This window comes from Brevibacterium sp. HMSC063G07, from assembly GCF_001810665.1.
In the GTDB taxonomy this organism is placed as follows: Bacteria; Actinomycetota; Actinomycetes; order Actinomycetales; family Brevibacteriaceae; genus Brevibacterium.
Map to the genome: position 1 here is coordinate 19,549 of NZ_KV802348.1, position 10,877 is coordinate 30,425.

Below are 10,877 nucleotides of genomic sequence, written 5' to 3' on the forward strand. Positions count from 1 at the left end.
CGGCTGCCTCAGCGCCGACTGCGGGCATTGAAACACGAAGTGTGCCAGTGGCGCCGCTCACCCACGCCGGTCCCCCATCCGAACTCATCGTCTGAGCGCCATGCGACTGTATGCGGTGTCGACGCCGGTAGGTCCTGATTGCAGCCGGGGCAGATGTACACCTTGCCCGAAGTGCCGCTGCGAATCTGCTGCACAACCCACGTGCCGTCCGGTTCTGTGATCGACCGGCGCACAGAGTTCATCGACGACAGCGGTCGATGCGGCTGCTGCCACTTATTGCGGCGGCGGTTCGACGGGGAGCGTGGCATAGAAGTCATTGTGTCACGTAGAGTGTGCGACGTGCGTTTGGTGATTGCTCAGTGCAGTGTTGACTACGTCGGTCGTCTGACCGCCCACCTGCCCATGGCCACCCGGCTTATCATGCTCAAGGCCGACGGTTCGGTACTCGTTCACTCCGACGGCGGTTCCTACAAACCGCTTAACTGGATGACCGCTCCGGCTCAGCTTAGAGTCGATGATCCCTCCGACGATCAGGTCGCGGCCGGCATTCGAGAAGTCTGGACCGTCAGCGCTGAAAAGACCGAGGATCGGCTCATCATCTCGATTGCCGAAGTTCTCCAGGACACAACACACGAGTTCGGCGTCGACCCCGGCCTCATCAAGGACGGTGTTGAGGCGCACCTGCAAGAGCTTCTAGCCGACCAGATCGACACACTCGGCGAGGGCTACACAACCGTTCGCCGGGAGTACATGACGGCCATCGGTCCGGTCGATATCCTCGCCCGCAGCGCAGAAGGAACCTCGGTTGCGGTGGAAATCAAAAGACGAGGTGGAATCGACGGGGTCGAACAGCTCACCAGGTACCTTGAGCTGCTCAACCGCGACCCGCTCCTGGCTCCCGTCACCGGGATCTTCGCCGCCCAGGAAATCAAACCGCAGGCGCGCACCCTCGCAGAAGACCGGGGAATCCGGTGCGTCATCCTGGACTACGACGCCATGCGCGGAGTCGATGACTCTGAGTCCCGCCTTTTCTGACCACCACATGCCGGCGACGCCAAACTGACGACGGCTTTGATCCCCGAATGTTAGGGTCAACGCGGTGGGCGCGGAAGGTGCCTGTCGAAGTCTGTCGACCCAAGCTGATTACCCTCGCAAGGAGCGAGACGACCAATGAGCAATCTGGAAAAACGGCCCCGTGTCCACGTATGCACAGCAGCGGATGTCGCTGAGCTGACCGTGGTCGAACCGCGTGACATTCGCAGTGTGGACACTCACGGCATCCCCCTGCGTCGGGCGCTGCCCCACGCCGAGCTCGGGATGATCGGCCCGTGGTGCTATCTTGACCACTTCGGCCCACAGGGCATTGACGATGAAACCGGCAGACTCTCAGTGCCCACGCACCCCCACGCGGGCATCGCTTCGATTCCCATGCTCTTCAGCGGCAGCCTCACACAGACCGACTCGACTGGGTCCACTGTCACGGTTGAGCCCGGTCAAGCGTCTCTGTTCATTTCCGGCCGAGGGGCTTCGCACTCCGAGTTCACGACGGAAGACACAAAGATTCTCCACGGTGTAGAACTGTGGTATGCGCTGCCGGACAAACACCGTTTCGCTCCGGCGTCGGCCCAGCTTCATCAGGCTGAGTGCTTCTACGCCGGTGACTGCAAAGTGACTGTCTATCTGGGCTCACTCGGCGAGGTGCGCTCCCCCATCGACCCTGTGGTCAGTGTTGTCGCAGCGCAGCTGGACATCTACGGCAACACGCAGATCACGCTCAGCGAACATTTTGAGCACGGTCTGCTCGTTGACTCAGGCGAAGCCCACCTGGGGCTCGAAGACGGCACCACGACTGTCATCGAAGCTGAACAGCTGGCTTTTCTACCTCGCGGCAACACCACGGTCACACTGTCAGCGGATATCCCGACGCGACTGGTGCTCATTGGCGGTCGGCCATTCGACGAAGAAGTCGTCATGTGGTGGAATTTTGCGGGCCGTTCTTACGAAGAGATCGAGCAGTGGTACGCCCAGTACAAGAGCGAAGTCGACGGCGACGAGCAGCAGCAAGCCGACGAGCAGATCTCTGTGTTCGGCCCGCTGCCGCACAATCCGGCTGACACACTTGCTCTGCCGACCCTGCCGGAAGCCGAGTGAGCTTAGGCTCTCAGCTGAAGTCGAGAACCTCGGGAACAGCAGCGCGCTCAACGTCAGCCCCCAGGGCGCGCAGCTTCTCAGCGAAGTGCTCGTATCCGCGATCAATGTGATCGACACCGGCGACTTCGGTCGTGCCGCTGGCAGCTAGACCGGCGAGAACCAAACCCGCGCCTGCGCGAATATCGGAGGCTTCCACCTCGGCACCCGTCAGGTCCGCTTGGCCGGTGATAAGCGCATGATTGCCGTCAATCGCGATGTTCGCACCGAGGCGGGCAAGTTCATGCACAAACCGCCAGCGAGCCTCGAACAGGTTCTCGGTCACAACGCCAACACCGTCGGCGACCGCGTTCAGGGCAATGGCAAACGGCTGCAGATCAGTGGGGAAACCGGGGAACGGAAGAGTAGAGATGTTCACCGAACGCGGCCGCTCAGGTCCAATAACACGCAGACCGCGCTCAGTGTCAGAAATCGTGGCGCCGGCTGCATCGAGCTTGTCAAGAACGTTCGGGAAGAGATCACGCGTCACTCCCACGACTTCAACATCGCCGGCCGTGATCGCCGCAGCGTAGGCCCACGTGCCGCCCACAATCCGGTCCGGTACACAGCTGTACTCAACCGGATGCAGCTTGTCTACGCCGTCAATTACAAGACGAGCGGTGCCGATGCCGTCAATGTGCGCGCCCATGCGCACCAGCATGGCGCAGATGTCGATGATCTCCGGTTCCTTAGCCGCGTTGTCAATGACGGTGCGCCCATCTGCCAGAACCGCGGCCATCACCAGATTCTCTGTCGCGCCGACGGAAGGAAACGCCAAGGCGATCTCAGCGCCGTGAAGGCCAGCCGGTGCCTCTGCAACGAAATAGCCGTGGTCCAGATGAACATCGGCACCTAGAGAGCGAAGGCCGGCAGCGTGCAGGTCAAGGCCGCGCGAACCGATCGCGTCCCCGCCGGGAAGGGCAACCTTTGCACTGTGCATACGCCCGATGAGCGGGCCCAGAACCGAAATGGAGGCGCGCATAGCGCGCACGAGCTGATAGTCGGCCTGAATGTCTGTGCGCTCAGGCACGTCGATCGATACGATGCCGGCCGGCGCATCGTATTCAACAGAACAACCCAGCCGCTCCAGCAGACGGGCCATGATAGACACGTCGAGAATCGCCGGCACGTTCGTGATGACTGAACGGCCGGGCGCAAGAAGGGCGGCGGCCATGAGTTTGAGGACGCTGTTCTTAGCACCTCGAACTTCTACTGAGCCTTCGAGCCGAACAGGGCCGCGTACGCGCAGAACTTCCATCAGTTGAACCTTCCGACGGCTATGTTGTCGCCGGGAGGAGACGATTCGATCCAGGCGGACAGAGCAGACAGCGAATCCGCATCGAGTGCGAGCCTGCAGATCTGCGGATCCGGATTGCCAGTGGTGATCGCCAGTGTAGCGATGTAGGCGTCCGACATAACGGCGAAGCGTTCATCGCCTTCCGGTTTCGTCCGCTCCGCGATTTCCATAGTCGAACGCGGCAGACGCACTGCCGGGCGGGACGAAAAGCCGAAGATCGGATACCAGTCAAGAGTGCGGACGCTGAAAACCGCAACGCCTAAACGCCAACGTGGGCGGTGACCAGAGCCACCGCCCACGCAGTATGAGCAGTCAAAGGCGCCCTTGAGGCGACCGATGGCGCGGCGGCGAAAAGAGACTGCTGCAACTGCAATAACAGCCAATCCCACCAACGAGAGCAGAATAATCAGCAGGACGGATGCGTTCACAGTAACAGTCTAAATTCGCGGGCGTCGAAAGCGGTCAGACCAGTTTTGCCGTGTCGGCAACGATGTGCACACGGTCGTTTTCGACCGAAATGAACCCACCGGCCGCGTGTGCGGTAACCAGCTGATCTTCAGAGTCAATGATCCTCACGTCGCCGCCGGCGATCACGGCAAGCACCGGTTCGTGACCGGTGAGGATGCCGATTTCGCCTTCAACGGACTTAGCGACAACGCGCTTGGCCTCGCCGGACCACACTTCGCGGTCAGCGGCGACGACGGTGACGTCGAGTGCCATGGATCAGTTCTCCTTCTGGAGCTGCTCGTAGTTGCGCAGCACATCGTCGATTGGGCCGACGTTGAAGAAGGCCTGTTCGGGGATGTGGTCGAAGTCGCCGTCGCAGATTCCCTTGAAGCCTTCGATCGTGTCCTTGATCGGAACCGTCGAGCCTTCAACACCGGTGAACTGCAGAGCGGTGTAGGTGTTCTGCGACAGGAACTGTTCGATGCGACGAGCGCGGTGAACCGTGAGCTTGTCTTCTTCGGACAGTTCGTCAACACCGAGGATGGCGATGATGTCCTGCAGTTCCTTGTTCTTCTGCAGAATCTGCTTGACGCGCACAGCGGTGTCGTAGTGATCCTGACCAACGTAGAGCGGGTCGAGGATTCGCGACGACGAGGTCAGCGGGTCAACAGCCGGGTACAGACCGCGCGAAGCGATGTCACGCGAGAGCTCCGTGGTGGCGTCCAGGTGGGCGAACGTCGTAGCCGGAGCTGGGTCGGTGTAGTCATCTGCGGGCACGTAGATGGCCTGCATCGACGTAATCGAGTGACCGCGGGTCGAAGTAATGCGCTCCTGGAGCACACCCATCTCATCGGCCAGGGTCGGCTGGTAGCCCACTGCGGAAGGCATACGGCCCAGCAGAGTCGAAACTTCCGAACCCGCCTGCGTAAAGCGGAAGATGTTGTCGATGAACAGAAGCACGTCTTGCTTCTGGACGTCGCGGAAGTACTCAGCCATTGTCAGACCGGTCAGGGCGATGCGCAGACGCGTGCCCGGCGGTTCGTCCATCTGGCCGAACACCAGGGCGGTGTTGGGCAGAACTCCCGATTCATCCATTTCGTGGATGAGGTCATTGCCTTCACGGGTGCGCTCACCGACGCCGGCGAACACGGACACACCGCCGTGGTCTTGGGCGACACGGGTGATCATTTCCTGAATGAGCACGGTCTTGCCGACGCCTGCACCGCCGAACAGACCAATCTTTCCACCCTGCACGTAGGGGGTGAGGAGGTCGATGACCTTGATGCCGGTTTCGAACATCTGGGTCTTCGATTCGAGCTGGTCGAAGTTGGGGGCCGTGCGGTGGATGGGCCAGCGTTCGGTGATCTCGTAAGGTTCGTCGATCATCGAGTCGTTGAGCACGTCACCGGTGACGTTGAAGACCTTGCCCTTGGTGACGTCACCGACGGGCACCGAAATCGGACCGCCGGTGTCGCGGACTTCCTGGCCGCGCACAAGGCCATCGGTCGGCTGCATTGACACGGCGCGAACGATGCCGTTGCCGAGCTGCAGCTCGACTTCGAACGTCAGTTCGCGGGTGCCCTCAGACAGTTCGACCTCGGTCTTGAGTGCGTTGTAGATTGCGGGAACCGAATCGAGCGGGAACTCAATATCGACAACGGGGCCGATAACTCGAGAGATCCGCCCGACCCCACCCTTGACCTGGGGTGTTTCAGTAACGGTTGCAGTCATGTTCTCTTTCTTTTCTGCTCTCTTAGGGCGTTAGACGCTTCAGTCAGCAGATCCCGCGCCGGCGAGTGCGTCTGCACCGCCGACGATCTCAGAGATCTCCTGGGTGATCTCAGCCTGACGTGCCGAGTTGGCAAGCCGCGTGTACGTCCGGATGAGGTCGTCTGCGTTGTCGGTTGCGGTCTTCATTGCCTGCTGGCGCGCTGCCTGCTCGGATGCTGCCGCATTCAGCAGTGCAGCGAGGATGCGCGACTCGATGTACTTCGGCAGCAGCGCGTCCAGCGCGGTGTCTGCGTCAGGTTCGAATTCGTACAGCGGCAGAGGACCGTCGGCGGTCGTCGGCGCCGGATTTTCGTCATCGGCTTCGACGACCTCGAGCGGAAGCAGACGACGGTGTTCGGGCTCCTGGGTAACGGAGTTCACGAACCGTGTGTAGACGAAGTAGATTTCGTCGACACCGTCGTTGCCGAAGTCGCGGTCGAATGCTTCCAGAAGGGCATTGCCGATCTTCTGTGCGTCTTCAACCGAAGGGTTCTCAGAGAATCCCGTCCAGGCGCCGGCCAGCTGACGCTCGCGGAACGTGTAATACGTTTCGGGCTTGCGTCCGACCACGTAGAGCTGCTGTTCGACATCTCTTTCGTCAAGAAGCTGAACGAGCTCTTCTGCTCGCCGGATGACGTTCGATGAGTACGCACCGGCGAAGCCGCGGTCGGGGCCGATGACGACAACAGCCGCGCGGCGCACGTTCTCCGGTTCCGTTGTCAGCACGTGGTCGACATTCGACTGCGTTGCGACGGCGGAAACGGCTCGCGTGATCGCGTTGGCGTAGGGTGTTGCGTCCTTGACCCTGCGGATGGCCTTCTGAATACGGGAAGCCGCGATGAGCTCCATCGCCTTGAAGATCTTCCTCAAGGACGATGTCGAGTTGATCTTCGCTTTGAAGACCCTCTGTGAAGCTCCCATCAGTACTTCCTTTCCCTATACCGGATCAGCGCTGCTTGACGATCTGCTCCTGAACGACTTCTTCTTCGTCAGTTGCGTCGAAGTCTTCAGTGCCGACCGCCGAGCTTCCGTCCGAGGACTGGAACTCGCGCTTGAATTCGGTGATCGCGGTTTCAAGCTCTCCGAGGAGATCCTTGCCGAGCTTGTCGTTCAGGTTGGCGATCGTGGACAGAATCTCGGTCTTGCGCTCGAGGTAGTCGTGGAACTCCCGCTCAAAGCGCAGGACGTCTTCAACCGCAATGTCGTCGAGGTGGCCTTCGGAGCCTGCCCAGATGGAAACGGTCTGCTTTTCCGACGGCATCGGGTCGTACTGGCCCTGCTTCAGAAGTTCCATCAGACGCGCACCTCGGTCGAGCTGACGTTTGGTGGCCGCGTCGAGGTCTGAGGCGAACATCGCGAACGCTTCGAGCGAACGGTACTGCGCCAGGGAGATCTTCAGGGTTCCCGAAACACCGCGCAGCGGCTTGCGCTGAGCCGAACCGCCGACGCGCGAAACAGAAACACCGACGTCGACGGCCGGACGCTGGTTGGCGTTGAAGAGGTCCGACTGCAGGAAGATCTGACCGTCGGTAATCGAAATGACGTTCGTCGGAATGAACGCACCGACGTCGTTGGCTTTGGTTTCGATGATCGGCAGACCGGTCATCGAACCGCCGCCGAGTTCGTCGGAGAGCTTGGCGCAGCGTTCAAGGAGGCGCGAGTGCAGGTAGAAGACATCGCCCGGGTAGGCTTCACGGCCCGGCGGGCGGCGCAGCAGCAGCGAGATCGCACGGTATGCCTCAGCCTGCTTCGACAGGTCGTCGAAGACGATGAGCACGTGCTTGCCCTGGTACATCCAGTGCTGGCCGATAGCCGAACCGGCGTAGGGTGCCAGGTACTTGAAGCCTGCCGGGTCGGAGGCTGGCGAAGCCACGATCGTGGTGTATTCGAGAGCGCCGTTTTCTTCCAGAGAACGGCGGACCGAAGCGATAGTCGAGCCCTTCTGACCGCATGCCACGTAGATGCAGCGAACCTGTTTGTTCGGGTCACCGGATTCCCAGTTGGCCTTCTGGTTGATGATCGTGTCGATCGCGAGTGCGGTCTTGCCGGTCTTGCGGTCGCCGATGATGAGCTGACGCTGACCGCGGCCGACTGGAACCATGGCGTCGATGGCCTTAAGGCCGGTTTCCATGGGCTCCTTGACTTCCTTGCGGTCCATAACGCCGGCGGCCTGGAGTTCGAGTTCGCGGCGTCCTTCGGCTTCGATGTCGCCGAGCCCGTCGATGGGGTTGCCGAGCGGGTCAACAACACGGCCGAGGAACTTGTCGCCGACGGGAACCGAGAGGACCTCGCCCGTGCGGTACACCTTCTGCTCTTCGGCGATGTTGGCGAATTCACCGAGGATGACCACGCCAATCTCGCGTTCATCGAGGTTCTGGGCCAGGCCGAGCGTTCCGTCTTCGAAGCGCAGCAGTTCGTTGGCCATAACTCCGGGCAGCCCGGACACGTTGGCGATGCCGTCGCCAGCGGTCACAACGGTGCCCACTTCCGTTTTGTCAGCCGAGGTCGGCTTGTAGTTCTCTACAAACTTCCCCAGCGCGTCCCGGATCTCCTCCGGGCGAATTGTCAGATCCGCCATCGCGGTTTCCCTGCTTCCTTGGTTTCTGCGGCGCGGCCGCGTTTAGCTTGCGAGCCTGCGCTCGACTTCTGCGAGTCGGTCGGCAATCGTCGAGGTCATCACTTCGTCTCCCACCTGCACGCGCACGCCGCCGACAACGCCGGGGTCGATGCGGATGTTGAGGACGAGCTTGCGGCCGAAGCTGGCCGACAGAGCGGCCTCGAGACGGGATTTCTGCTGTTCGCTCAGCTCCCGTGCGACCGTGACGTCAGCAACTGCGCGCTGCTGGCGGAACGCCAAGACCTCCGAGAAGTTCTCGTAGGCTTCGGCGACTCGGCGGCGGCGCGGGTTGACTGCACCGTGGACGAGCAACATGAGCGTTTCTGCCGAAACGCGATTGCCGACGATCTGCTTCAGCAGCTGTTCCTTGGCTGCCGGCTCTGCGTCAGATTCGAGAGCGCGTTCGAGGTCGTGGTCGGAGAGAACCAGGCGCGTAAAGCGGAACAGCTCTTCTTCAACCTCCCCCAGGCGCTCCTGCGACTGAACGTGTGCAGCCAGAGACGCCACGCCCGCGGTTTCGACAGCGGTCACGTAGTCCTGAACGCGCGCCCACCGACGGCCAGCGGCGTTGACGAGCAGATCGACAGCGGGAGCCGAGAGCTTGCCTGCGAACAGTGAGTTCAGCAGGTTCCGCTTGGCTTCGATGTCGACTGCCGAGTCCGTCAGAACGCGTCGCAGCTGAACATCCGAAGCGAACACGCCGACAGCTGCCAGAAGATCGGCGGCGAAGCCGGTTCCGGGCGTGACTGCAGACGATGCCTCGTCAACGGTCTGCAGCAGTGAATTTCTGCTCGATGCCAGCATCACGCGTCCTTGCCGGCCGGAGCCTGTGCTTCGAGGTCAGCGATGAAGCGGTCGACAACACCGTTGGAGCGGGCGTCGTCCTGCAGCGATTCGCCGACGATGCGGGATGCGAGGTCTGTGGCCAGCGTGCCGACTTCGCTGCGCAGCGAAATCATTGCTGCCTGGCGCTCAGCTGCGATCTGCGCTTTGGCAGTCGAGATGATGCGCTCGGCTTCCTCGTTGGCCTGCTGCTTCATATCAGCGATGATCTGAGCTCCGTCTTCCTGAGCCTCGGCACGCAGACGGGCTGCCTCTGCGCGGCCCTCGGCGAGCTGCATCCGGTACTCTTCCAGCGCTGCATCGGCCTCAGCCTGTGCCTTTTCGGCCTTTTCGATGCCACCCTGGATAAGCCTGGATCGCTCGTCAAGGACTTCCTTGAACTTCGGAAGGATGAACTTCCAGAAAGCGAGCAGGATGATGACGAAGCAGACCATCGACCACACAATGTCGTAGACAGCCGGAATCATGGGGTTCTGGTCAGAAGCCCCAGCGGCGATAAAAGTAGTCGGGGTCAAGAGTCAGTCCTTATTCCAGATCAGACGAAGATGAAGTGGGCTGCAATGCCGAGGAAGGCCAGGAGCTCGACGAATGCAATACCCAGGAACATGGTGGTTCGCAGCTGGCCGGAGACCTCAGGCTGGCGAGCCATGCCCTCGACGGTCTTGCCGACGAGGATGCCGATACCGATACCGGGGCCGATAGCGGACAGACCGTAGCCGACCGTTGAGATGTTGCCCGAGACTTCAGCGAGAATGGTGGTATCCATGGGATGTTTTTCCTTCCAGTATCTTGGCCGACTCGCTTAAGCCGACCGTGGTCCCGTGTGTTACAGGAGTTTGTGGGATTGTGCCTCAGTGGTCCTGAGAGATGCTCAGCTGGATGTACACAGCGGTCAGCAGTGCGAAGACGTACGCCTGCAGCACGGCGACCAGGATTTCGAAGAGAGTGAACGCGAAGCCGCCGATCAGCGTCAGTCCGCCGAGCGCAAAGAGACCGCCCCCGACTTCGAAAAAGAAGAATTGGGTGGCAGCGAAGCACAGCACCAGCAGCAGGTGACCGACGATCATGTTGAAAGTCAGACGCAGTGTGAGCGAAACCGGGCGGGCGATGAAGGTCGAGACGAACTCAATCGGCGTCACGATGATGTACATGAGCGGCGGGACACCAGCCGGGAACAGCTGGCTCTTGAGATATGCGCCACCGCCCTGGGCCTTGATTCCCGCACCGATCATGACGAAGTAGGAAACGAGGGCCAACACCAGGGGCATGCCGATGTTGGAGTTGGGCGAAATGTTCAGGAACGGGATGATGCCCGTGATGTTCATGCAGAACACAGTCAGGAAGATGACGGCGATCAGCGGGAAGAAGCGGTCGCCATCCTTCTTGCCGAGGATGTCGTGGGCGATGCCCTTGCGGCAGAAATCAAGCGCCATTTCCGCGATCGACTGTGCACGGGTGGGAACCAGGCGTCCGCCGCGCAGCATCAGCCAGAATGCAAGCACCATGAGGAGGGCAACTGCAATCCGAATGATCATGATTCGATTGAGTTCGAAAGGGGTCCCAGCGAAGAGCACAGCGCTTGGGAAGAACTCTTCGAGCCCTGGTGCGTGGAAGCCTCCTCCCTCTGCGACGAGGGACATCGGTGAAGTCAGAGCTGACGCGTTAAACAGGGCGAACTCCCAAAGCTCAGGGCACACGCGTGCGGTGGCCATATGC

The 10,877-nt window shown here is 61.0% G+C and carries 13 protein-coding genes; 2 read left to right on the forward strand and 11 right to left on the reverse strand.

What is annotated here, in order from left to right; all coding sequences use genetic code 11:
* Positions 1-8: 8 nt before the first annotated feature.
* Positions 9-317 (reverse strand): hypothetical protein, encoded by a 309-nt coding sequence (locus HMPREF2757_RS04725; protein WP_226829147.1) that lies wholly within the window; start codon positions 315-317, stop codon positions 9-11.
* A 22-nt stretch (positions 318-339) separates the two neighbouring features.
* On the opposite strand from HMPREF2757_RS04725, the gene nucS reads away from it, so the two are divergent.
* Positions 340-1,035, forward strand: coding sequence for an endonuclease NucS (gene nucS, locus HMPREF2757_RS04730; protein WP_070573813.1), 696 nt, complete (start codon positions 340-342; stop codon positions 1,033-1,035).
* Positions 1,036-1,170: 135 nt separating this feature from the next.
* Positions 1,171-2,151: a pirin family protein gene (locus HMPREF2757_RS04735; RefSeq protein WP_070573815.1), complete on the forward strand. Its 981-nt coding sequence runs from the start codon at positions 1,171-1,173 to the stop codon at positions 2,149-2,151.
* Positions 2,152-2,161: 10 nt separating this feature from the next.
* Here HMPREF2757_RS04735 and murA read toward each other — a convergent pair whose 3' ends face one another.
* The 10 genes from murA to atpB all read right to left on the reverse strand — a co-directional run bounded on the left by murA (position 2,162) and on the right by atpB (position 10,801).
* The gene (gene murA, locus HMPREF2757_RS04740; RefSeq protein ID WP_070573818.1) at positions 2,162-3,445 is read right to left on the reverse strand and encodes a UDP-N-acetylglucosamine 1-carboxyvinyltransferase; all 1,284 of its coding nucleotides are present in this window, start codon (positions 3,443-3,445) and stop codon (positions 2,162-2,164) included.
* Positions 3,445-3,912, reverse strand: coding sequence for a DUF2550 domain-containing protein (locus HMPREF2757_RS04745; protein WP_070573820.1), 468 nt, complete (start codon positions 3,910-3,912; stop codon positions 3,445-3,447). The genes murA and HMPREF2757_RS04745 overlap by 1 nt, the downstream gene beginning before the upstream one ends.
* A 34-nt stretch (positions 3,913-3,946) precedes the next feature.
* Complete coding sequence (locus HMPREF2757_RS04750; RefSeq protein ID WP_070573822.1) at positions 3,947-4,204, reverse strand: F0F1 ATP synthase subunit epsilon; 258 nt, start codon at positions 4,202-4,204, stop codon at positions 3,947-3,949.
* 3 nt (positions 4,205-4,207) lie between these two features.
* Entirely contained in the window at positions 4,208-5,662 is a 1,455-nt protein-coding gene (gene atpD, locus HMPREF2757_RS04755) for a F0F1 ATP synthase subunit beta (RefSeq protein ID WP_061942531.1), read from the reverse strand.
* Between the two features lie 39 nt (positions 5,663-5,701).
* A complete protein-coding gene (locus HMPREF2757_RS04760) occupies positions 5,702-6,622 on the reverse strand; it encodes a F0F1 ATP synthase subunit gamma (protein WP_070573824.1) in 921 nt (306 codons plus the stop codon).
* 25 nt (positions 6,623-6,647) lie between these two features.
* Positions 6,648-8,279 (reverse strand): F0F1 ATP synthase subunit alpha, encoded by a 1,632-nt coding sequence (gene atpA, locus HMPREF2757_RS04765; RefSeq protein ID WP_070573826.1) that lies wholly within the window; start codon positions 8,277-8,279, stop codon positions 6,648-6,650.
* Between the two features lie 42 nt (positions 8,280-8,321).
* On the reverse strand, positions 8,322-9,122 hold the full coding sequence (locus HMPREF2757_RS04770; protein WP_070573828.1) for a F0F1 ATP synthase subunit delta: 801 nt from the start codon (positions 9,120-9,122) through the stop codon (positions 8,322-8,324).
* A complete protein-coding gene (locus HMPREF2757_RS04775; RefSeq protein WP_083304103.1) occupies positions 9,122-9,676 on the reverse strand; it encodes a F0F1 ATP synthase subunit B in 555 nt (184 codons plus the stop codon). Before HMPREF2757_RS04775 ends, HMPREF2757_RS04770 begins: the two co-directional genes overlap by 1 nt.
* A gap of 20 nt (positions 9,677-9,696) precedes the next feature.
* Positions 9,697-9,927 carry an ATP synthase F0 subunit C gene (gene atpE / locus HMPREF2757_RS04780; RefSeq protein WP_062021720.1) on the reverse strand — a complete coding sequence of 77 codons (231 nt, stop codon included), beginning with the start codon at positions 9,925-9,927 and terminating at the stop codon, positions 9,697-9,699.
* A gap of 85 nt (positions 9,928-10,012) precedes the next feature.
* The gene (gene atpB, locus HMPREF2757_RS04785; protein WP_070573832.1) at positions 10,013-10,801 is read right to left on the reverse strand and encodes a F0F1 ATP synthase subunit A; all 789 of its coding nucleotides are present in this window, start codon (positions 10,799-10,801) and stop codon (positions 10,013-10,015) included.
* Between the last annotated feature and the right edge of the window lie 76 nt (positions 10,802-10,877).

Excerpts from the sequence above, each read along its gene's own strand:
- HMPREF2757_RS04725 (WP_226829147.1), bottom strand. The coding sequence starts at position 317 with ATGACTTCTATGCCACGCTCCCCGTCGAACCGCCGCCGCAATAAGTGG.
- HMPREF2757_RS04735 (WP_070573815.1), top strand. The coding sequence starts at position 1,171 with ATGAGCAATCTGGAAAAACGGCCCCGTGTCCACGTATGCACAGCAGCG.
- murA (WP_070573818.1), bottom strand. The coding sequence starts at position 3,445 with ATGGAAGTTCTGCGCGTACGCGGCCCTGTTCGGCTCGAAGGCTCAGTA.
- HMPREF2757_RS04750 (WP_070573822.1), bottom strand. The coding sequence starts at position 4,204 with ATGGCACTCGACGTCACCGTCGTCGCCGCTGACCGCGAAGTGTGGTCC.
- atpD (WP_061942531.1), bottom strand. The coding sequence starts at position 5,662 with ATGACTGCAACCGTTACTGAAACACCCCAGGTCAAGGGTGGGGTCGGG.
- HMPREF2757_RS04760 (WP_070573824.1), bottom strand. The coding sequence starts at position 6,622 with ATGGGAGCTTCACAGAGGGTCTTCAAAGCGAAGATCAACTCGACATCG.
- atpA (WP_070573826.1), bottom strand. The coding sequence starts at position 8,279 with ATGGCGGATCTGACAATTCGCCCGGAGGAGATCCGGGACGCGCTGGGG.
- HMPREF2757_RS04770 (WP_070573828.1), bottom strand. The coding sequence starts at position 9,122 with ATGCTGGCATCGAGCAGAAATTCACTGCTGCAGACCGTTGACGAGGCA.
- atpE (WP_062021720.1), bottom strand. The coding sequence starts at position 9,927 with ATGGATACCACCATTCTCGCTGAAGTCTCGGGCAACATCTCAACGGTC.
- atpB (WP_070573832.1), bottom strand. The coding sequence starts at position 10,801 with ATGTCCCTCGTCGCAGAGGGAGGAGGCTTCCACGCACCAGGGCTCGAA.